General features: G+C 37.4%; 18 protein-coding genes, 4 tRNA genes and 1 rRNA gene. 17 read left to right on the top strand and 6 right to left on the bottom strand.

What is annotated here, in order from left to right; all coding sequences use genetic code 11:
* The 6 genes from OCV43_RS12980 to OCV43_RS12955 form a co-directional block, all read left to right on the top strand.
* Positions 1-81: ribosomal RNA gene (locus tag OCV43_RS12980) — 23S ribosomal RNA — on the top strand; the annotation flags it as partial.
* 230 nt (positions 82-311) lie between these two features.
* Positions 312-384: transfer RNA gene (locus OCV43_RS12975), tRNA-Asn, on the top strand.
* A 333-nt stretch (positions 385-717) separates the two neighbouring features.
* Positions 718-1,242: a PTS sugar transporter subunit IIA gene (locus OCV43_RS12970; protein ID WP_242986312.1), complete on the top strand. Its 525-nt coding sequence runs from the start codon at positions 718-720 to the stop codon at positions 1,240-1,242.
* Positions 1,243-1,246: 4 nt separating this feature from the next.
* A complete protein-coding gene (locus OCV43_RS12965; RefSeq protein WP_199534395.1) occupies positions 1,247-2,068 on the top strand; it encodes a PRD domain-containing protein in 822 nt (273 codons plus the stop codon).
* Positions 2,069-2,331: 263 nt separating this feature from the next.
* Positions 2,332-3,696, top strand: a complete 1,365-nt coding sequence (locus OCV43_RS12960; RefSeq protein WP_262624295.1) for a PTS transporter subunit EIIC — start codon at positions 2,332-2,334, stop codon at positions 3,694-3,696.
* Between the two features lie 23 nt (positions 3,697-3,719).
* Positions 3,720-5,651 carry an oxidoreductase gene (locus OCV43_RS12955; RefSeq protein WP_262624294.1) on the top strand — a complete coding sequence of 644 codons (1,932 nt, stop codon included), beginning with the start codon at positions 3,720-3,722 and terminating at the stop codon, positions 5,649-5,651.
* Between the two features lie 151 nt (positions 5,652-5,802).
* Here OCV43_RS12955 and OCV43_RS12950 read toward each other — a convergent pair whose 3' ends face one another.
* Both OCV43_RS12950 and OCV43_RS12945 read right to left on the bottom strand, forming a co-directional pair.
* Complete coding sequence (locus OCV43_RS12950) at positions 5,803-6,597, bottom strand: ABC transporter permease (protein WP_262624292.1); 795 nt, start codon at positions 6,595-6,597, stop codon at positions 5,803-5,805.
* 1 nt (position 6,598) lies between these two features.
* A complete protein-coding gene (locus tag OCV43_RS12945) occupies positions 6,599-7,492 on the bottom strand; it encodes an ABC transporter ATP-binding protein (RefSeq protein WP_262624291.1) in 894 nt (297 codons plus the stop codon).
* A gap of 246 nt (positions 7,493-7,738) precedes the next feature.
* Between OCV43_RS12945 and OCV43_RS12940 the strand changes: the two genes are divergently transcribed.
* A tRNA-Glu gene (locus OCV43_RS12940) sits at positions 7,739-7,810 on the top strand.
* A 69-nt stretch (positions 7,811-7,879) separates the two neighbouring features.
* Positions 7,880-7,950 (top strand) — tRNA-Cys (locus OCV43_RS12935).
* Between the two features lie 86 nt (positions 7,951-8,036).
* Here the strand turns inward: OCV43_RS12935 and OCV43_RS12930 are convergent.
* Positions 8,037-8,915 carry a LysR family transcriptional regulator gene (locus OCV43_RS12930; protein ID WP_262624290.1) on the bottom strand — a complete coding sequence of 293 codons (879 nt, stop codon included), beginning with the start codon at positions 8,913-8,915 and terminating at the stop codon, positions 8,037-8,039.
* 777 nt (positions 8,916-9,692) lie between these two features.
* On the opposite strand from OCV43_RS12930, the gene OCV43_RS12925 reads away from it, so the two are divergent.
* From OCV43_RS12925 to OCV43_RS12915, 3 genes are read left to right on the top strand one after another with little or no spacing between them, the layout of a single operon-like run.
* Positions 9,693-10,259 carry a phosphoribosyltransferase family protein gene (locus tag OCV43_RS12925; protein WP_022242521.1) on the top strand — a complete coding sequence of 189 codons (567 nt, stop codon included), beginning with the start codon at positions 9,693-9,695 and terminating at the stop codon, positions 10,257-10,259.
* The gene (locus OCV43_RS12920; RefSeq protein ID WP_262624289.1) at positions 10,243-11,949 is read left to right on the top strand and encodes an adenine deaminase C-terminal domain-containing protein; all 1,707 of its coding nucleotides are present in this window, start codon (positions 10,243-10,245) and stop codon (positions 11,947-11,949) included. Before OCV43_RS12925 ends, OCV43_RS12920 begins: the two co-directional genes overlap by 17 nt.
* 26 nt (positions 11,950-11,975) lie before the next feature.
* Positions 11,976-13,358 (top strand): NCS2 family permease, encoded by a 1,383-nt coding sequence (locus tag OCV43_RS12915; RefSeq protein WP_022242523.1) that lies wholly within the window; start codon positions 11,976-11,978, stop codon positions 13,356-13,358.
* Positions 13,359-13,434: 76 nt separating this feature from the next.
* On the opposite strand, the gene OCV43_RS12910 is transcribed toward OCV43_RS12915, so the two are convergent.
* Positions 13,435-14,025 (bottom strand): hypothetical protein, encoded by a 591-nt coding sequence (locus OCV43_RS12910; protein ID WP_022242524.1) that lies wholly within the window; start codon positions 14,023-14,025, stop codon positions 13,435-13,437.
* A gap of 200 nt (positions 14,026-14,225) precedes the next feature.
* On the opposite strand from OCV43_RS12910, the gene OCV43_RS12905 reads away from it, so the two are divergent.
* A tRNA-Cys gene (locus OCV43_RS12905) sits at positions 14,226-14,296 on the top strand.
* Between the two features lie 2 nt (positions 14,297-14,298).
* Here OCV43_RS12905 and OCV43_RS14150 read toward each other — a convergent pair.
* A complete protein-coding gene (locus tag OCV43_RS14150) occupies positions 14,299-14,937 on the bottom strand; it encodes a DUF624 domain-containing protein (protein WP_022242525.1) in 639 nt (212 codons plus the stop codon).
* 26 nt (positions 14,938-14,963) lie between these two features.
* Positions 14,964-16,127 (bottom strand): LacI family DNA-binding transcriptional regulator, encoded by a 1,164-nt coding sequence (locus OCV43_RS12900; RefSeq protein ID WP_262624288.1) that lies wholly within the window; start codon positions 16,125-16,127, stop codon positions 14,964-14,966.
* Positions 16,128-16,272: 145 nt separating this feature from the next.
* Between OCV43_RS12900 and OCV43_RS12895 the strand changes: the two genes are divergently transcribed.
* The 5 genes from OCV43_RS12895 to OCV43_RS12875 all read left to right on the top strand — a co-directional run bounded on the left by OCV43_RS12895 (position 16,273) and on the right by OCV43_RS12875 (position 21,995).
* Positions 16,273-17,733, top strand: coding sequence for a glycoside hydrolase family 32 protein (locus OCV43_RS12895; protein WP_262624287.1), 1,461 nt, complete (start codon positions 16,273-16,275; stop codon positions 17,731-17,733).
* A 1-nt stretch (position 17,734) separates the two neighbouring features.
* Positions 17,735-19,024, top strand: a complete 1,290-nt coding sequence (locus OCV43_RS12890; protein ID WP_118542398.1) for an ABC transporter substrate-binding protein — start codon at positions 17,735-17,737, stop codon at positions 19,022-19,024.
* An 87-nt stretch (positions 19,025-19,111) separates the two neighbouring features.
* Complete coding sequence (locus OCV43_RS12885; RefSeq protein WP_262624286.1) at positions 19,112-20,044, top strand: carbohydrate ABC transporter permease; 933 nt, start codon at positions 19,112-19,114, stop codon at positions 20,042-20,044.
* Positions 20,041-20,868 (top strand): carbohydrate ABC transporter permease, encoded by an 828-nt coding sequence (locus tag OCV43_RS12880; RefSeq protein ID WP_022242530.1) that lies wholly within the window; start codon positions 20,041-20,043, stop codon positions 20,866-20,868. The genes OCV43_RS12885 and OCV43_RS12880 overlap by 4 nt, the downstream gene beginning before the upstream one ends.
* Positions 20,869-20,888: 20 nt before the next feature.
* Positions 20,889-21,995 carry a glycoside hydrolase family 172 protein gene (locus OCV43_RS12875; protein ID WP_416390269.1) on the top strand — a complete coding sequence of 369 codons (1,107 nt, stop codon included), beginning with the start codon at positions 20,889-20,891 and terminating at the stop codon, positions 21,993-21,995.
* The last annotated feature ends 18 nt before the right edge of the window (positions 21,996-22,013 follow it).

Below are 22,013 nucleotides of genomic sequence, written 5' to 3'. Positions count from 1 at the left end.
AGTATCAGGTAGATAGGGCAGAGGTGGAAGCACGGTAACGTGTGGAGCTGACTGTTACTAATCGGTCGAGGGCTTGACCAAAAAGCAGTAAGATGGTAGGACGGATGAAGAGATGTGGAGCAGATTTATCTGCGGAAACAGCTCTTAAGCCGGACGAACATTTGCCTGCAAATGACATCGAAAATGCGAAGCATTTGAGATGACCATCTTAGAAATAAAGTTTTCGGATTCCTGTATGAAGTTTTGAAGGTATGTACCTTTAACAATGGCGTTACCTGATTTCAGGCGAACGTCATTCTTTAACTTAATAATCCTCGATAGCTCAGTTGGTAGAGCACGCGGCTGTTAACCGCGCTGTCGTAGGTTCGAGTCCTACTCGGGGAGCTAATTGCTCGATAGCAGATGTTGCTGTCGGGCTTTTTGTTTGAAATGAAATATTCTGAAAATGATATTATATATATTGCACAAATTTATAAAAAGATATTGGTAAAAAATATCAATTGACAACAAAACAGAAATCAAATATAATTTAATTAAATTAAGAGAGACTTTGGAAATGTCACTGGTAAAGCAGGCTAAACCAAAATCAGTAGTGTACTGATTTTGGTTTTTTTATTTTCATAGGAAATATCGTTATGAAAATTCTCTTATAGGGAGAAATTTATATGATTAACTATCTCTCAGAGTTTATGTAGCTTGTAGAACAAGGAGGATAACATGCAATTATTTAAAAAACATATAGAAAATATGATAAAAGAAAAACAAAAGGGTATTGATATTTATATGGTGGAGAAAGACAAAATATATGCACCGGTCAGTGGAAAAATAATTCCGTTAGAAGAAGTTGAAGATGCGGTATTTTCCCAGAAAATTATGGGAGATGGAGTTGGTATTGAACCAGTAGAAGGTTATCTGTATGCACCAGTTGATGGAAAAATATCTGTGGTATTTCCTACCGGACATGTAATCGGAATAGAATCAGAAGATGGAGCTGGAATTATCATGCATGTGGGAATTGATACGGTAGAATTAAAAGGAAATGGATTTGAGGTATTTGTTGAGCAGGGCAGAAAGGTCAAAGCAGGAGAGCTACTGATGAAATTTGATTTGTCACTGATTCGTGAGAAATATAAAGCAACGGTAATGGTTGTAGTGGAAAATTCAGATACTTTTACATGTCAGACTACAAAATCAGAAAATGTTAAGGCGGGAGAGGAGTTACTAAAACTGGAGAGGGTGTAAGGATATGATAAAAATAGAACAACCTTTTAACAATAATGTTGTAATGGGATGGGATAGAAAACACGGTGAAGTTGTAATTGTTGGAAAAGGAATTGGATTCCATGCCAAAAAGGGAGATATCATAGACGAAAGTAAAATCCAGAAAATATTTGTTGCAAATGAAAATGAAAAACTGGTAGATTTGATCCGCCAGATTTCGCCAGAATATCTTGAACTGGTAGAAGATATATTTTATAAGGCGAGAACGGAATATAATTTTTCACCGGAAGAACAGAACACGCTGGCACTTATGGATCATATACAATTTGCGGTAAAAAGGCTTAAAGAAGGGATACAACTGGATAATCCATTTACGACAGAGGTAAGGCAGTTTTATCAGAATGAATGGAAATTAGGTCTGTATGCAAGGGAACGCATAAAGGAATTGTTCCATGTAGTAATTCCGGATGAAGAGGTTGGTTATATTGCCATGCATCTTATTGCATCAGAATTTCAACAGGATCGCCGCATGGTAAATAAGGTTTTTCAGGTAATTGATATAGCATTGGATTATATAAAAAAGGAATATTTAACAGACGTAGATGAAAATTCCTTATCTTATACAAGACTTGTTACACATGTGAAATATTTTGCACAACGTTATGTAGAAGATAAAGAAAGTACAAAAGAAGATGAATTAATGAAAAAGACAGTTCGTGAAGTATTTCACGAAGAAGTTGATTGTATTGAGAGACTATCGGATCTTCTTTATGATAAATTTGGAAGACATATTACCAATTCCGAAGGAAATTATCTGGTATTGCATTTAAGAAATTGCAAGGAATAGCGGAAAGGGTGGTCACTATTAAATTAGGCCAGACCTGAAAACGGGATAACATTTACTGTTTATAGGTAAAGGAATCCTGTTTGAGGGTCTGCTTTTTTTACGGAAAATCCGAAAGAGAATATCCTGTAGATTATGCAGGTAAGAAGAACTTTCATACCTGTATGACAAAATAAATGCATATTTATCCTGTAAGAAAGGAGGGATGTAACAGGATAAATGTAAAATTGAAGATAATGATGTAAAACAAAAAGGAGGAAATTATTATGGATTACAAGAAAGCAGCATTAGAAGTTCTGCAGAATGTAGGGGGAGAAGAAAATGTAATAAGCATCATGAGCTGTTTTACGCGTGTTCGTGTAGAAGTAAAGGATAAGGATAAAGTAAATGATGCACAGATTAAGAAAATTGAAGGCTGCCAGGGATTGAACTGGGCATCCAATACAATTCAGATTATCTTTGGTGGAAAATGTAATGATGTATATGATGAACTGGAAAAAATTGTACATATCAGTGATAGCGGAGAGGAAGAAGCGACAGCAGTCGTAAAAAAGAAGAAATCCGTAGGTGCAGTAATCATTGATTACATCGCAAACTCTATTCAGCCAATTGTACCTATTCTGATTGCATCCGGATTTATCCAGAGTTTACTGGCAATGTTAAATTATATTAACATAGATACAACTACTTATACCTATCAGGTATTATATTCCATTGGACAGGCAGGATATTATTTCCTTCCGATTTTTTTAGGATTTGCAGCAGCGAAAAAACTTCAGGTGAATCCATATATCGGAGCACTGGTAGGAGCAGTTTTGGTTTATCCGACACTGATTGAGCTTGGAAGTGCAGGCGGAACAGCAAGTTTTATTGGAATTCCGGTGACACTGGTTTCTTATGCTTCTTCCATTACACCAATTCTTCTTTCTATGCCTGTTGTAATGCTGATTAACAAACTTGCAAAGAAGATAAGTCCAAAGGTATTGTCAAGCTTATTAATTCCGATCATTACTATGATAATTTCAATTCCAGTTATTCTGATAGTAACAGGACCGATTGCAACCTGGATTGGAAATGGACTTTGTGGTGGAATTTCATTTATCTTTACAAAGATGTCTGTTGTAGGTGGTATCATTATTGGAGCAATTGCACCATATCTTGTTATGACAGGTGTACATAACGGAATTGCACTTCCAATTACTTTAACAGAGCTTGCAAGTCAAGGATTTTCTTATTTCTTCCCGTTACTTGCATATGGAAATATCGCAATTGGTGGAGCAGCATTAGGAGTATGGTTTAAGACCAAAAACAGCAAGATGAAAACAACATCCATGTCTGCCTCTCTTATGGCAGTTGTAGGAATTACAGAGCCAGCATTGTTTGGTGTATTACTTCCAGCTAAGAAACCTTTAATTTCTCTTGGAATTATGGATGCAATCTGTTCTGCATTTTCACTGGCATTTGGTGTAAAATGTACAGCATTAAGTCTCTGTGGACTTGGCGGACTTCCTGCATTCTTTGGTGATACTTTTGTAATCTGGTGCATTCTTATGACAGTATCCTTTGTGGGAGCATTTTTGATTACAATATTTATGGGATTTAAGGATATTCCGGAAGAACAGGCAGTATAAGTTATAGGAAAGAAGGGAATAGAATGAACTGTAAATATCCAAAATTATTTGAACCTTTAAAAGTAAATAAGGTAGTACTGAAAAATCGTATTATATCAGCACCACTTGGAAGTAATACAGACAAATCTTTAAGTGGTATTGGAATGATTATCCGCGGAACCAGTGGTTCCGTGGATGATTCCAGAATGCGTCTGACGCCAGGACCGTATTGTTTTGCAGACCTTTTTAAAGCAGCAAAAGTCAGGGAAGAAGTATCGATCATCCGTCAAAGAGGCGCAAAAGCAGAATTTGAGTTATGTCATTGTGGACAGTTTGCAATGGTAGAAAAGGGTGATTATGCGATTGGACCAGTATCTTATACAAGAGAAGATGGAACTGAAGTACGGGCAATGGATGAGGCAATGATGGAGGATATTGCAGATAAATTTGCAAAATCAGCCTTAGATGCAAAGGAATATGGTTTTGACAGTGTACTTTTGCATTTTGGTCATGGCTGGCTTCCAGCAGAATTTTTATCGCCATATTTTAATAAAAGAACAGATGAATATGGTGGAAGTTTTGAAAATAGAATTAAGTTTCCTACCATGATTGTAGACAGGGTAAGAAAAGCAGTTGGTCCAGATTATATGCTGGATATGCGTATCAGTGGTGATGAACATATTGAAGGAGGAATGCAGGTAGAGGAAGTTGCAGCATTTATTAAGAGTATAGAAGATAAAATTGATATGGTACATATTTCCTGTGGTGTTGAAGTAAATAATAATACAAAGATTTACATGTCTTCTACCGCTTATGCGCCCCATATGATTAATGTTGATCTTGCACGAAAAGTAAAAGAGCAGGTAAAGATTCCAGTAGCAGTAGTTGGAGGTATTATGACGCCGGAAGAAGCTGAGGATATTCTGGAAAAAGGCTATGCAGATGCAATTGTTGTAGGAAGGCAATTGATTGCAGATCCATGGTGGGCGCAAAAAGCCTATGAAGGACGCAGTGAAGATATTGTTCCATGCATTCGTTGTATGAATTGCTATAATCCATATCAGTATCGTACAGAGGAAGAAAAACGCAGTCATGTAGGAATGAATTCCGTACCATGTTGTTCTGTTAATCCGCGCTATCTCCATGAAGACAGAGTACCAAATGTGCTTCCAAAGGCAGATAGAAAGAAAAAAGTAGTGGTTGTAGGAGGAGGTCCTGCAGGTATGAAAGCAGCGATTACAGCAGCAGAAAGGGGTCATGACGTAAGTCTGTATGAAGGAGAAACTGCTCTTGGAGGACAGTTAATTTGTGCAGATTATGACAGTACCAAGCAGGATTTAAAGAGACTGAAAGACTACTTGAGCAATAGACTTTATAAATCAGGAGCAAAAGTTCATTTAAATACCAGAATGGATCCTCAGAAAATCCGTGAACTTAATGCAGACAGCATAATACTGGCATTAGGAGCATATCCTGTAACATTCCAGATATCCGGTATGGAAAAAAATCAGATTATGACAGCAATTGATGCTTACAAAAACCTTGAGAAAACAGGAAAAAATGTTGTTATTATCGGAGGTGGTTCGATAGGCTGTGAACTTGGTGTTGATCTGGCAAAAATGGGAAGGAAAGTAACAATTCTAGAATTAGGACCAGTCCTGAACCGGACATTGAATGACATCATGAAAGTAGCTTTGAAAACTGAGATGGATAAATGTAAAAATCTGACAGCAATAACTGAGACAAGTTGTAAAGAAATCCGTGAACATTCTGTAATCACGGAAATGGAAGATGGCAGTCAGAAAGAGATTTTAGCTGATACAGTTATATTTGCAGCAGGAATGCGCGCAAGACTGGATGAAGCAAATGAATATTTTGGAATTGTGCAGGATACCAATATAATAGGAGATGCAAATCGTGTAGGTACGGTATGGAGTGCATTAGAAGATGGATATTACATTTCTGCACATTTATAAATTTTAGAAAAATCCCTCATTTTTGAATAGCATGTAGAAAAAGGACACTCACAGGATTTAATTCTGCAAAGAGAGTCCTTTTTCATTTAAGTGGACGAAAGGATAAATCTATAGCTGATTACAGAATAGATGACCTGGTGGTAACTTGAAGTTATACTTCGTTACGTTTTCCAACAAATATACTGATAACATAGAATAAAACAGCATAAACCAGGAAGCAGATGAAGCAGCGGATCATCATATCAGATGCCATACTGTCTGCTGCAGTCTGATACATGCAATTATCCAGCCAGTAATCAGCAAAATCAAAAGATTTTTTATGTGTCAGCGTATCTGCCAGTGAAATAATCATGGATAAAACCAGTGGACCGATGATACCAACTGCGATGGAACCGCCTGTTTTCTTAAATAGAACTGCAATCAGGAAGAAAAGGGAGGTATATGCAAAGTTACCAAGAAGCTGTAAAAGCAGGGTGGTAACCAGATCTCCTGTGGTACCGGAAAGGCTTCCAACTTTCCAGAATGCAGTGCCGGCAAAGAATCCGGTAAGCCAGCAGACAATGGTATAAACCGTTGTGGCAGCTAAGGATACCATGTATTTTACCGCATAAATGCGGGTGCGGCTGTAGCCTCGTGCAATGATATTTTTTAAAGTGCCATTGGTGTAGTCGCTGCATACAAAGAGGGAAAGAAATACAGCCAGTACAATCGTAAAGTTGCTGGAAGATACTGCACCAACCAGCATATATATGCCGGTATAAAGGAATCCATCGTCAGAAGCACTTACGGTTACGCCGCCAGCTTCCATATTTCCCTGTGATAAACTGTAAATCATATTTAATGTTACTGCGGTCAGAAGAATTAATCCGATTAACACACAGCCACAGATGTAAAAGCTCTTCTGACGGAATAATTTTCGAAATTCAAATCTAAATAATTGTCCCATATTAACCACCTATCCGTTTCATAAAGTATTGTTCAAGTCCTTCTGCATGCACCCAGAAACTATTTACCGCAACGTCCTGTTGAACCAGACGTTTGTTTAATTCAGCGGCTTCCTCAAGATGTGAGGAGAGAATCACCTGATTGCCGGCAATGCGAATCTGTTCTGCCGGAATAGTTTCTGCAAAAATAGCGGCTGTTTTCTGCACATCATCTACTGTAAAAATAAGTTTGTGCTGGCAGCGTTCATTTAATTCTGCAGCAGTAACTTCTTCAATCAGCATACCGTCGTTGATAATTCCATATCTGGTAACGATTTTGGACAGCTCATCTAATAAGTGACTGGAAATGAGAATTGTAATATTTTTCTCATGATTCAGCTTTAAAATCAAATCACGGACTTCCTTCATTCCGGCAGGGTCAAGACCGTTTACCGGCTCATCTAAGACTAAGAACTCCGGATTGCCGAGAAGTGCAATGGCAATACCAAGACGCTGGCGCATTCCGAGGGAAAATTTGCCGGCTTTCTTATTGCCGGTATCAGCAAGCCCAACCAGAAAAAGGATTTCCTTAATCTCTGCATCAGTGCCACCGTAAATTAAGGAAAACTGCTTTAAGTTTTCATAGGCGGTACAGTTTTTATAAAGTCCAGGTGCTTCGATTAAAGAACCGATTTTGCGTCTGGCTTTATCGAAAGGCTCGCCGTCGAATAATTTAATTTCTCCTTTGGAAGGGAAAGCAGTACCTAAAACAAGGCGCATGAAAGTTGTTTTTCCGGCACCGTTTTTTCCAATGAATCCGTAAATATCACCTTTGTGAATGGTCATATTTACATTATTTACAGCCATCTTCTTACCGAATTGCCGGGAAAGATTCGTTGTTTGCAATATTGTTTCCATAAACATATCTCCTTCTTTATTTGTATTACTACAATAATACACTAAGACAGTAATGTCAAGAAGAAAATTTTAAAAGAAAGACAGAAAGAGAAAAGAAGTGTACCCTTAAAGAGAATAATTTTGAGGCAAAATTTTGAGCAAAATTACCTCAGCAAAATTATGACGAATAATTCGTAAAAAACGCTTTACATCACCACTACTCTATGGTATACTAAAACACGTTCTGACGGTCGTTGGAACGTATCTGGCTCCGTGGTCAAGCGGTTAAGACATCGCCCTTTCACGGCGGTAACACGGGTTCGATTCCCGTCGGAGTCATTACACGAACGGAATATGAGGCATAAAAAATGTGCCACTGCATATACTGGAAGTGTTACAACAGAATATGGCGACATAGCCAAGTGGTAAGGCACGGGTCTGCAACACCCTTATCACCAGTTCGAATCTGGTTGTCGCCTCTTTCAAGAGAATCTTTTATAGATTCTCTTTTTTTACGCGAGTAGCGAGAAAAATCGCATGCTTGCATGCAGATTTGGCGAGCACCTTAAGAAACTTCAATACCATGCACCTGCAAAAATTCCTTCGCAATCTTCGAAAGGTGCCGGTCTTTGCTGATAATAAAAGCACTCATAATATAGAGGTTTTCATCGGAAATATATTTGATGCACATATCCTTAATTTCACGCATGTCCTCTTTCGTCAGGGAGACTAAGGCTACACTTCCAAAAGAGCGCGCCCATTCAATGGCAGTGGTTTTCGGAGAAGTAATCATGGAAACATTTGGCGAAAGAAGATAGTGTCCAAAAGAAGCATAAACAATATCCAGACAGTCAAAAGGAATTGCCAGCGGGTAGTTGGCAAGGTCCGGGACAGAAAGCTTTCCTTTGATTTTAGCCAGGGGATGGTCTTTTGGAAACAGGGCAACAATATCCTCCCTTTCATAAGGATAAAGTGTAAGCGCACCATGTCCGGGCGCAGCAGAACGAATCAGACCAATCTCCGTAATTCCATTCAGGACATTCGGAATAACAAATTCGCTTGGAATCTCATAAAAGTCATAATTTACTTTCGGGTGCTTTGCAATAAAGGCATCAAAAAATTTGTGGAGAAAATAAGGAGAGTTACCGGCTGGAATTGAAATTTTCAACAGTTCAGAGAAGCCGGCTTTCTGGTTCAGCAGTTCATTTCGTAAGCCCTCTTCCATCATGCAAATCTCTTTGGCACGTTTGTAAAAGATTCTTCCTGCATCCGTCAGCTCTAAAGAACGGTTTCCCCGGAGAAGAAGCTTCGCACCATAGGTTTTCTCAATATTTTTTAGCTGGTTACTCAAAGAAGGCTGTGCAATCAGAAGCTTATTGGCAGCCGCTACGATACTGCCGCAATCTACAATGGTTACAAAGTTACGGTAGGAGTCTAATGTCATAATAAAATACCTCTTTTATTTTGTGGAAATCATTTGAAAATATAATTTATGTGGTTTGTGGAGGGGATTGTAAAAAATATAAAATTTTAAATATAGTTCCGGGTATGCAGGGAAGATTATTTTTGATATGAAATGCCGCAGTTCTAAAGCACATGTTTTTCTTTCTGTTATCAAAACAGTCTTTCCAATGTTTGACATGATAACTGCCCGGTTCGCCGAAGTACGGATGCATTTTAAGGGCTGTTAGGGGCACTTGAAATTTCGTCTGGCATCCGGCAACGCTGGCACAGGGAAGTGCCAGCGAGGCGCATATGAACATGGATGTGAATTTGCGCCGGTTGCCAGGCTTATTCAGTTATAGGTCGAAATTCTTAGTGCCCCTTGCAGACATTATTCAGCATCCGTACTTCGGCGGACAGAGCAGTTATCCTCTCAAAGCAATGGAAAGACAGTTTATAATCAAGAAAAACATGTAACTAAGAACTGCAGACATTTCATATCAGATAAAATAATCTTCCTGCATAACCGGCTAATTATATAGAAGTAAATATTTTTACAATCCTCCTCTACACAATATAATAAAAATATTATAGAAATCAAGTAAAAATAGTATTTTTATTATAAAATGATTTCTATTATAATGCAAATGTATGTAAAGCAAAGGTGCAATACGGGGACGTGTTGTACCTTTCGTATTTTTCATAGTTACAATACATCCGAAGGAGACAGAACATTCTCCGGCGGATATATAATGATGGATAAGAGGATATAGATAAAATGGAACATTATGATTTAGAAGTATGTGGTCTGAAACGTGAACTGCCTTTTGTTAAACTGTCAGATGGAACAGCGTATGCAAGTTTTGTGGTAATCAGTGATACAGAGCTGATTGAGAAAGCAGGTAAGGAACTGGCGGCATTTGCCAATGGAGCGGAAATTATCCTGACCATTGAAGCAAAGGGAATTGCCCTGGCGTATGAGATTTCAAAGCAGCTTCATATGAAGGAATTTGTGGTAGTCCGGAAAAGCGTGAAGTCCTATGTGAAATCATTTATCCAGGATGCGGTGCATTCCATTACAACAGAGGGAAATCAGGACATTTTTCTGGATGAAACGGATGCAGAGAAGTTAAAGGGAAAGAAAGTTGCAATTGTGGATGATGTGATTTCAAAAGGAGAATCCCTGGCTGCGGCAGAGCGTCTGGTGCAGAAAGCCGGAGGAGAGGTTTGCAGCAGGCTTGCAATTCTGGCAGAGGGAAAAGCGGCAGAGCGGACAGATATCACATTTTTACAGAAACTACCATTGTTTCAGAAAGGAAAAGAATCCTATGAGCCTGTTGATTAAGAATGTTGCGATTGCAGATGTGTTGGAAGATAAGATAAAAACCGGGGATATTTATATCAGAAATGGTCGTTTTGAGAAAATTGCAGAGCATATTGATGCCAGTGAAGTAGAAGAAAAGGAGCATCTTACGGTAATCAATGGGGAAGGGCTTACTGCCCTGCCGGGATTAATTGACGCCCATACCCATGTGGAGCTTAGCATGTTAAGCAGTGCATCTTTTGCAGAGGCACTGATACAAAACGGAACCACAGCAGCAGTCTTAGACCCTCATGATGCAGTAAATGTCTTAGGACATAAAGGTGCAAAATATCTGATGGAAGAGATGAAGGAGACAGATCTTACACCGGTCTGGATGGCTTCTCCCTGTGTTCCATCAGCACCGGGATATGAAGACTGTTATGGACAGGTGATGCTTTCCGATGTCAAAGTGATGGTGGAAGAATATGGCATGTATGGAATTGCAGAAGCCATGGATTATAACCGGGTCATTGCAAAGGAAGCTTCTTTAAAAGAAATCTTGGATTATGGAAAAGAAAAAGGTTTAAAAATAGACGGACATGCGCCGGGTGTATTGGGAGCTGACTTAGATACCTATATTGCAGCAGGCGTAAGCTCTGATCATGAGAGTGTAACGGTGGGGGAAATGTTAGAAAAATTCAGAAAAGGAATGTATGTCATTATCCGCCGTGGCTCCTTAAAAGAGCCTGCAAGTGCAAAAGAATTCTTAGATAAAGCAGGAGACAGCGACCATATTTTACTTTCTACCGATGGCTGTATTACAGCAAAAGATATGGCAGAGCATGGACATATGAACTATGCACTGGCGCAGATTGTGAAAGAAGGTGTGGAGCCGCTTCAGGCAATCAAGCTTGCTACGGTTTATCCGGCAGCAGCCTATGGATTAAAGGACAGAGGTGTCATTGCAGAAGGATATCGTGCAGACATGATACTTGTGAAGAATTTAACAGACTTTAAGGTGCAGGATGTTATTGTAAACGGAGAAATTGCAAAGGCTTCTTATCCGCGAATGGATTATCCGAAAGAAGTGATCCATTCCATAAAGCGGGATGATTTAAAAGAAGGAGAACTTACGATTCCATTGCCGGAAGGCTGCATAGATGGCGAAGTAAAAGTCAATATTGTAAAAATCGTGGACGGAACCTTAGAGACAATTCACGAAGAGAGAAAGCTTCCGGTAAAGAACGGTGCACTCATTTTAGAGGATGACTTAATGTATTGTGCAGTAGTAGACCGTTACCGGAAAGATGGTTCCATCGGAATCGGCATCATCAGCCAGGCAGGAGCACTGCAGGGAGCATTTGCCGGTTCGGTAGGACAGGATACCCAGAATCTGATTGCATTTGGAACTTCTCTTTCAGATATGACGCTGGCATTTAATCAGGTCATTGTAAAACAGGGTGGTCTTTCTTATGTAAGGGATGGAGAAGAGAAACAATTTGTGGGACTTCCGGTACTTGGCATTTTAAGTCAGAAGCCAATGGATGTATTTGTAAAGGAAACAGATAGACTTTTAGCTGATTTGTGGGAACATGGCTGTATTCTTAAGAATCCAATCCTCACTATGAGTCTTCAGATTTCCCTTGCTGTTATTCCGGAGATGGCAATTACCAACCGGGGATTATTGGATATTATAAATAATCGATTTATTCCAGTTTGTGAACTGGTTTAGATAAAACAAAAGAAAGGACGTTTATTATGGAAAAGTTTTTCAAACTGAAAGAAAATGGTACCAGCGTAAAAATCGAGTTTATTGCAGGTATCACAACATTTGTTACCATGGCTTACATCATCATGGTAAATCCGGCAATGCTTGCCACACCTTTTGAAGGAACCGATATGTATGATAAGGTATTCAACGGCGTATTTTTTGCCACCTGTCTGTCCGCATTTTTAGGAACCTTCTTAATGGGAGTTCTTGCCAAATTACCGTTTGCCCAGGCACCTGGTATGGGAATGAACGCATTCTTTACTTACACCGTAATGCTTGGCATGGGTTATTCCTATGAAGCATCACTGGCAATGGTATTCATTTCCGGTGCATTATTTATTCTGATTACTTTATGTTCCTTCCGGGAAAAAATTGTAATGGCAATTCCGAAAAATATAAAAGTTGCCATATCAGTGGGTATCGGATTATTCCTTGCATTTATCGGCTTCCAGGATGCCGGTCTTATTGTAGGAAATGAAAGCACCATGGTATCTTTGGTGGATTTCTCTACTTTCTCTGAAAATCCGGTGGCTTGCTGGGGCGCAATTTTAGCCTTCTTTGGAATCGTACTTACCACCGTTCTTTATAAGAAAAAAGTAACCGGTTCTATTTTAATCAGTATTTTTGTAGTAACTATTCTTGGAATTTTCACCGGAAATACGGTATTTGATGGTTTCCAGATTAACTTCGGTGCCCAGGTAAAAGATTTCGCAGATGTTTCCTTATTCGCATGCTTCCGCGGTTTCCGGGAATTATTTATGGGAAGCTCGGTAGGACAGGCAATTTTAACTTTAATCATGCTGATTATCACCTTCTCCATGGTTGACATGTTTGATACGATCGGAACCTTAATCGGAACTGCAAAATCCGCAAATATGTTAGATGAAGATGGAAATATCCCAAATGCAAAGAAGAGCCTTCTCTGTGATGCAATCGCAACGGTAGGCGGTTCTATATTTGGTACTTCCACCGTTACCACTTATGGTGAATGTATCTCCGGAATCAGCGTAGGAGGAAGAACCGGACTGACTTCTGTATTTACAGCAATCATGTTCTTAGCGGCAATCATCTTTGCTCCGTTTGTAAGCATCATCCCATCCTGTGCAACAGCACCGGCATTAATCTTCGTAGGTGGTCTTTTGTTAAGTGCCATCAAAGATATGGAATTTGATGATGTATCTGAAGCAATTCCGGCATACCTGGCATTAATCATGATGCCGCTTACCTACTCCATCGCAAACGGAATTGCCGTTGGATTGATTGCTTATACATTAATTAAAATCTTTACCGGAAAGTTCAAGGAGTTAAACATTATCACCGTGGTATTATCCGCACTCTTTGTTATCCGTTATCTGATGATTTCCTTATAATCTTTTGAAGAACTGCATAAGAAAAGCGCAGGGCAATGAATGCTCTGCGCTTAAACTTTTTAGCTATGTAATAATTCTACTGTGGCTGATTTGGATTCTGCTGTTCTGGCTGCTGATACTGCTGCTGACCATTGAACTGCTGTGACTGTCCATTGAACTGTGGCTGTCCGTTGAACTGCTGCTGTCCATTAAACTGCTGCTGTCCGTTAAACTGCTGCTGTCCGTTAAACTGCTGCTGACCATAATAAGCCTGCTGTGCCTGATTTACCTTTGGAGCTACAATGCCGTAAGCCCAGTTTGCAAGTCCGTTTAATCCAGGAACGTTTGCTTCGTTTCCTTTGGCTGTGTTTACAAGAGCCATGATACAGAAAATCAGAACTACAAGGCTTACAATACCATCAATGACAGAAATTGCTGTTCCCCATACAGAACCCATAAGAGGTATCTGGTATAAGAAATCGAAAATGTTTAAAATACCATTTACGATATCTGCAAAGATACATAAGAAAAATGCCTGAATTACCTGACGGGAAGCCCACTCATTTTTCTCAACAATGAGAACAAAGCCAGCCAGTAATGCAAGAACGGTGCTGTATCCTAAGAATGCAAGGATAAAAGCTGCTACTGCATAAAATGATAATCTGATACCTAATTTACCTTTTTCCATTATATTTGTTCCTCCTGAAATGGTTTAATATTTTACAATATATAAGTATACTGTTCTTATGAGAAAAAAGCAAATGGATTCAGGAAAGAATAAGCAAAAAAGAGGTAAAATGCAGGAGAAAAAAACTGTGAATTCTCTCTTGACGGATACGCACAGCTTTGGTAAACTATATGAGTGTGAATTGACACAATTAAATATGTGGCGTCTTAGCCAAGTGGTAAGGCACGGGTCTGCAACACCCTTATCGCCGGTTCAAATCCGGCAGACGCCTTTTTAAAGAGAACCGAAGAGGTTCTCTTTTTTTAATAGTAGTTGTAATATGAAAGTATGCAGAAATGAAATCCCGGAAAAGCCTATTATAATAAAAGCTGCTAACACATATCCGGTTATTTTTGGTAACAATATGGGAATAGAAACTGGTAGTGCATTTATGCAAATACATAAAAAAGTAGCTGGAAGATATTTAAAAGTCAATATAACTGCATTTTTTACGGTATATTTTAAAGTAGTTCTGTATTGATCCGGAAGAAAAAATGCATAAATAAGAAAACCCTGCAATAACAACAAAATAAGAAATTGTATACAGAGAGTGAGAGACCTGAAAAAGGTTTCTGGCATAAAAGGTAAAATGTATAAGTTAATCAGACAAAATATAAATAAAATCATTACAGGTAGCCAAAGAAGAATATTCTGCTTTAAATTTTTTCTCCAAAAGAAAAAATAAGTTCTTGCAATATAGGATTCTGTATTTTGTGAAAGTTTTAAATTTGTTTGATAAAGGGCGTAAAAGGATACCCCGATTGTAATGATAGGAAGGGATGTAATAATGAATAAAAAATTTAAAGCAATTAAACTGGTAAATTTGTTGATAAATCGAAAAAATTTACCATCAAGTGAAAAGAAGTTTTCCATAGTATAATATCCTTTCAAAATTAATTCTATATTGTGGAATCCCGGATAATAAGTTTTGTTTTATATTCCATATATGAATGAGGAGAGTTTGGATATTGTATCCGCTCTAACATCTGGCGGGCTGCAGCAATACCAAGGTATTTTTTTGGAGTCTGTATTGTAGTGAGAGAAGGCGTAATCCTTTCAGAAGCAGGAATATCATCAAATCCTACTACACTTACATCTTTTGGAATCTGATAACCCAAAAATTGAAGAGCATATATTAATTGGATTGCTGTATGGTCATTCCCGCAAATAAATACATCCGGAACAGAAGCCATCTTTTGTAATTTTTTAACGACTGTTTGAAAGTCCTGAAATTCATCAGAAGTTTCTGTTAATAAGCAATGTTTCTGGTCTAGTTCCAGGTGATTATCAGAAAGACATTCTTGTAATGCATCAAAACGTTCCTGAAAACCTCGTCCTACATTTGCGGAATAAATATCTCCAACAAAGGCAAAACGCTCGGCACCCTTGGAAATTAAATAATTTACAATCCGGTGAATATTTTTTTTGTTCTCCATAGTAACAATATCTATCATATCTAAAACAGGATTATAATCCTTTGGTAAATCAACAGTAATAATTGGAAGATTATATTGTAACAATGCATTGCAGATAGCCCCATCACAAATTTCCACAAGAATAATACCTTTAATGGAAGGATCTTTTAATGCAGTAGGAAAATCCATTTTTTTCAAATCACTTTCAGACATGATTCCAATTACAAGATGATAATGTGCATTAGATAAGATGGATTCAATACCTGTTAAAACCGCAGTCCAGAATTCAGAGTCTGGTGCATAGGTTTTGGTAAGAAACAGGATAGAACCATTATTCACATTAGATGGAGAAGTAACATCTCCCGATTCGGAAAAAAGTTCTTTGTTTATGTTATTGTAATTCAGTTCTCTGGCTTTATTTAAAACCCGCTGCTTTGTTTTCGAAGAAACTTCATTACTGTTTTTTAAAGCTTTAGCAACAGTATTTCTGGATAAGTTTAATTCTTCGGCTAATTGTTTAATCGTGCATTTCATACTTCTACCTCCAGATTTATTGTAACACTTTATTAAAAATAAAGGAAGAAGAAAATGTGCAAAAAATAAAAATGCACGAAATGCACAAAATAACAATGAAAAGATGTATAACATGTATAAAACAACAGTTTTTATTATGTAAAAAAAATAGAAAATGATAAAATTGAGAAAGCTATGTTGAAAATAAATAGTGCATATGCTACAATTTAAGCATAAAAAGAACGAAAAAAACGTGCAAATAGTGCAAAGAGAGGTGCGTATGAAAAAATTATTGTACAGACCAAAAGATGCATGGGTTGGAGATTTAATACCATATTATGAAAATGGAACTTTTTATGGTTATTATCTGCATGATCCAAGAATCAGAGACAAGGAGTATGCAGAAGAAACTACCTGGCATCTTGTAACAACAAAAGACTTTGTAAATGTGGAATACAAAGGGGAAGCAATCAAGAGAGGAGGAGATGACAAGCCAAATAAGAATGCTTACACTGGTTCCGTAATAAAAGACAAAGAAAATCTTTATCATGCATTTTTTACTGCGTATAATGAAGATATAAAAATTAATGGAAAAAGTGTACAGTCTGTAATGCAGGCAGTAGGAACAGATTTAGAACATCTTAATACGGTAGAAGAATTTTTGTTTGTTTCTGATGGAAAGCAATATGAAGAATTTGACTGGCGGGATCCATTTGTATACTGGAACGAAGAAGATGAATGTTATGACATGCTTCTGGCTTCAAGAATTAAAGGAGGAGGTGAATTAAGGGGAGGCTGTATTGCATTGTGTAAGTCAAAGGATTTGAAACAATGGACCTATGAAAAACCGTTTTATGCCCCTGGCATGTATATCACCATGGAATGTCCTGAAATTTTCAAGATGGGAAATTACTGGTATCTGGTTTTCTCCACTTTTTCGGATCAATTTACTACACATTATAGAATTTCAAAAAGTCCAAACGGACCATGGGAAATTCCTGAAGATGATGTCTTTGACACCAGATCAGATTATGCAATCAAAACCGCATCAGATGGACAGCGAAGATTTGCATTTGGATGGATTGCAAGCAAATATGGAAATAAAGATTTTGGACCATGGGAATGGGGTGGAACAATGGTGTTCCATGAATTGATTCAGAATCCGGAAGATGGAACATTAAAAGTCCGTGTTATTCCAGGTGTGAAAGAGTTCTATGATGAAGTACAGGATATGAAACCAGCAGCAGGCTATAATAGCCGGATAACAAAGACAGAAAAAGGAATTCATGTAATAAGTGATACCTTAGGCTCCGGTGTCTATGAAATTCCGGAAGATTGCTTTTCAATTGAAATGGATGTCTGTGTGAAGCGGGGACATGAATTCGGAATAGCGTTACATGTTGATTCTGAAATGGAAAAGGGTTATTTTTTAAGAATGAATCAACGGAAAAAGGAAGTAGCATGGGATATGTGGCCACGTTCAGAAAAGGGAATCTATCAGTGGCAGATAAAAGGTGATATACCATACCAGATAGAAACATCCAGAAGGCTTCCGGATGCAGATGAATATCATTTACTGATAATAAGAGAAGATGATATCTGTATTGTGTATATTAATGATGAAATTGTATTATCTACCAGAATGTATGATCACAAAGGTGGCTATGCCGGTGTTTATGTGGTACAGGGAGAAGTGGAATTAAACAATTTTGTGATAAAAACAAGAAAAGAGAGGGATTAAAATGAAAAAGAGAATGATGAGTATTTTATTGTTAGCAACAATGGTAACAGGGTTGATTGCAGGCTGTGGTTCTACAAAAAAAGAAGCAAAAAATGATGATGATGTGGTAACTGTTACGTGGATGACATCAAGACCTGTGGATGGTGAAATAGATCAGGTAATGCATGAAATTGCAGATCAGTACAGTAAAGAAAAAGGCGGAAAGTGGAAAATTGAATTTGAAACAACAGCGGACAGACCTTCCTATTTACAGAAATTAAAGACATTAATTGCCGGAGGCAATATGCCGGATATAATTGATATTGATGCCGATCCATATTGTCAGGAGCTGGTAGATGCAGGAATGTTAGTAGATGTAAAACAATTTTTAAAAGATAATGACAGATATGATGATTTCTATCCGATTGCATTAAAATATCAGGAATTTACAGATGGTTCCATGTATACTTTACCATTAGAATATCATGTGGAAATGACATGGTATAACAAAGAAATTTTTGAACAGTATAATCTGACACCACCAACTACCATGGATGAGTGGCTGAATGTATGTAAAACCTTAAAAGATAATGGAATTACACCGATTTCGGTAGATGGTGTTGACAGATGGCCGGTACAGAGATACTTAGCAATGCTTCCATTTAGAGAAACCGGAAATGATTTTATCATTAATTTAAGAGATGGAAAAGAGAAAATGGACAGTGAAACCGGAAGAGAAGCAGCAGAATTTATGAAAGAAATGGGTCAGTATTTTAATGATGGATTTGCTGCAACAGACTATGCAACAGCACAATCAATGTTTTTAGATGGAAAATCTGCAATGTATTATATTGGTGACTGGGAAATCGGCGCTATGCAGGATGCATATAAGCAGGGTAAAATTGATTATTTTTATCTTCCTACTATTGAAGGTGCAAAAACACAGCCAAATGAATTTTGTATAAATTCTGGAATTGGTATGGCATTTAATGCAGAAACATTTGATGAAAAAACAAAAGATTTTATCTTATATGTAATTGATAATTATGGTAAATTATATGCTGGAAAACAGCAGATGTCTCCAATTAAAACCGATTTACCGGATGATGTTGAATACTCAGATCTTTATCTGAAAATTCAGGAAGATATGCAGTCTACAGGTGAAAACTTCCTGAAGCCTTGGGATACATACCTTGATTCCAATACCAATACCGTTATGCAGGATAATTTATTATTGCTGGCGTCCGGTGATTTATCAGTAGACGATTTTTGTAAACTGGTAGATGATTCTATTGCAGAATATACAAAATAAGTAAATGACATATCGAGATATGTATTATCATGATTGGTAATACATATCTCGTAACAGACTTATATAAATGAAAAGGAAGGAGTTATAATGGGCGTTATAAGAAACAAAAAGGCCTTTCTGGCATTTTTACTTCCAGGATTATTGTTCTATATTTTGGCAGTATTTTATCCAATAGAAGAGTCTATTCGATTAAGTTTTATGAAATGGGGAGGAATAGGAAAAAAGCAGTTTGTCGGATTGAAAAATTATGTAACTATGTTTCATGACGAAGTTTTTTATGAGGCATTTTTTAACAATCTGATTTACCTTGTTATTGTAGTTTCCATGCAATTATTAATTGGACTGTTTTTTGCAATATTGCTGACATATATGACAAAGCATGTGACACTGGTTAAAACGTTGTATTATGTACCATGTATTATTACAACAGTTGCTATCACACAGCTTTTTAGAAGTATGTACTCAACAGAGCCTATGGGATTATTGAATCAGATATTACAAAAAGTAGGTTTAGGTGGAATGGTAACGTCCTGGCTTGCGAAAGTAAGTACTGTATTACCAGCTGTATCCATACCGGAAGGATGGAGATTTACTGGAATGTATATGGTTATATTTTATGCTGCACTGGTTTCATTAGATCCTTCTGTATATGAGGCTGCCAAAATAGATGGCGCTTCTGAAATGCAGATATTATTTAAAATTAAAATGCCATTGATAAAAGATATTGTACTTCTGACTTTGACGATGTGTTTGACAGGAGCATTAAGAGGATTTGATATTCCATTTTTATTGACAAGTGGTGGACCGGGAAATGCCAGCGAATTAATGTCTACATATATGTATAAAAAGGCGTTTTCAAGTAACCAGTATGGTTATGGCAGTACTTTAGCGGTGTTTATTATTATTGAAAGTATTTTAGTTGTTTATATTTTAAGAAAAATTTTTACTTCAAAGGAACAAAAAGAAGAAAAAAGAATTGAAAAAGAACGCATCAGAAGGAATAGGAGGGGAAATCATTGAAGAAAAAAATAATAAAAATAATATTTGCAGTATTGATTATTCTCTTCTTAATCATTCAGATATATCCGGTCATATGGTTGTTTGTTGCAAGTGTGAAACCAACCGTAGAGTTGTCAGCAGCTCCATTTGCATTTCCAAAGAGTATTACGCTGGAAAATTTTTCTAAGGTTTTATCAGATGGTAAAATCGGTATGTATATGTGGAATAGTTTAAAGGTGACCGTTATTTCGCTGATTCTGATTGTAGTATTAAGTTCTACTGCAGGATATGCATTGTCAAAATTTAAAGTAAGAGGAACAAAAACAATTTATTCTTTCTTTACATTTGGAATTATGGTTCCAGTACAGATTACATTAATACCATTATTTATTTTTTATAGTAAACTAGGTATTTTAAATACAAGTTTTTCTTTAATATTACCACAGGTAGGATTTGCATTACCTTTATCAGTTATGATGTTTGTAAGTTTTTACGAATTTGTTCCGAATGAATTGATAGAGGCAGCGGTTGTTGATGGGTGTTCACCGCTTCGGACTTTTATTCAGATTGTGTTCCCATTAGCAAGAAATACCGTTATTACAATTGCTTCCATGTATAGTATTCTGATTTGGAATGACTTTATTTTTGCAAATACATTTATTAGTGATACTTCAGCCAAGACAGTGGCAATGGGATTAAAAGATTATGTCGGAGCATTTGGAAATGTGGACTGGGGTTCAACATTTGCTGCAATAGCAATTTCAATTCTTCCTCCACTGGTAATCTATTTTGCATTAAATAAATGGGTAACAGCTGGAATGACTATGGGTGCAACGAAAGGATAAGGTATAAAATGGATAAAAATATGATTATGCTGCCAGGAACAGCAGCAATGCTTCCCTATCTGACACATGGAAAAAGCAGGGCGATTAATGCTGAAAACAGGACGGGAGAAAAGGGAAAAGGTGGTATGGCAGCCAGCGGTCTCGGAAAATCAAGAAAAGGCAGTCCTTGTTTGAATGATATCCAGCCGGGAGAGACGGTCGTTTTAGGAGAAATAGATGGTCCGGGAATTATTCATCATATATGGATAACAACGGATAATAAAACGTCAGAAGGAGATTGCTTTGTTCTTAGGGACCTGGTTCTCAGAATGTATTGGGATGGCGAGGAAAATCCATCCGTAGAAGCACCGTTAGGGGATTTTTTCTGTTGTGGATTTGGAAAAGAGTGTTATATTAATTCCAGTCTTATAACAGTTGTCCCATCCAGAGGGTTAAATTCTTATATTCAGATGCCATTTAAAAAGAGAGCAGTTATTACATTAGAAAATCAGCATGCAAATGCAATTCCGGCTTTTTTTTATCAGATTGATTATAATTTATACAATTATCTGCCAGAAGAAACGGAATATTTTCACGCAAGCTGGAGGAGAGAAGCTCTTACCGAGCTGGGAAAAGATTATGTTATTGCAGATGGAATAAAAGGTAGTGGTCATTATATCGGTACATATATAGCATTGTCTACACTTCAAAGATATTGGTGGGGTGAAGGAGAAGTAAAGTTTTATATTGATGGAGATGAACAATATCCAACAATCTGTGGAACCGGAATGGAAGATTATTTTGGAGGTTCCTGGAGTTTTGCCAAACATGAAAACGGAAAAACGATAGAACAGACATATACAACTCCTTTTCTTGGATATCCATATTATTCAAGGCATGATGATCTGGTAAATAATTTATACCATAATGATGATTGTCCACCAATGCGCGGTTTTTATCGCTGGCATGTCATGGATCCAGTATTTTTTGATGAGGAGCTTAAGGTTACTGTGCAACAGATTGGTGTTGGACATAAAGGTTTATTTGAACGTCAGGATGATTTGTCAAGTGTTGCATACTGGTATCAGAAGGAACCACATAATGTTTTTTCAAAGCTTCCTGAGAAAGAAAAAAGATGGCCAAGATAGAAAAGGGAGCAGAAAGGT

Origin of the sequence: Roseburia amylophila (assembly GCF_025567465.1) — a bacterium.
Classification (GTDB): Bacteria; Bacillota; Clostridia; order Lachnospirales; family Lachnospiraceae; genus Roseburia_C; species Roseburia_C amylophila.
This window is presented reverse-complemented; position numbering and strand designations above follow the sequence as displayed.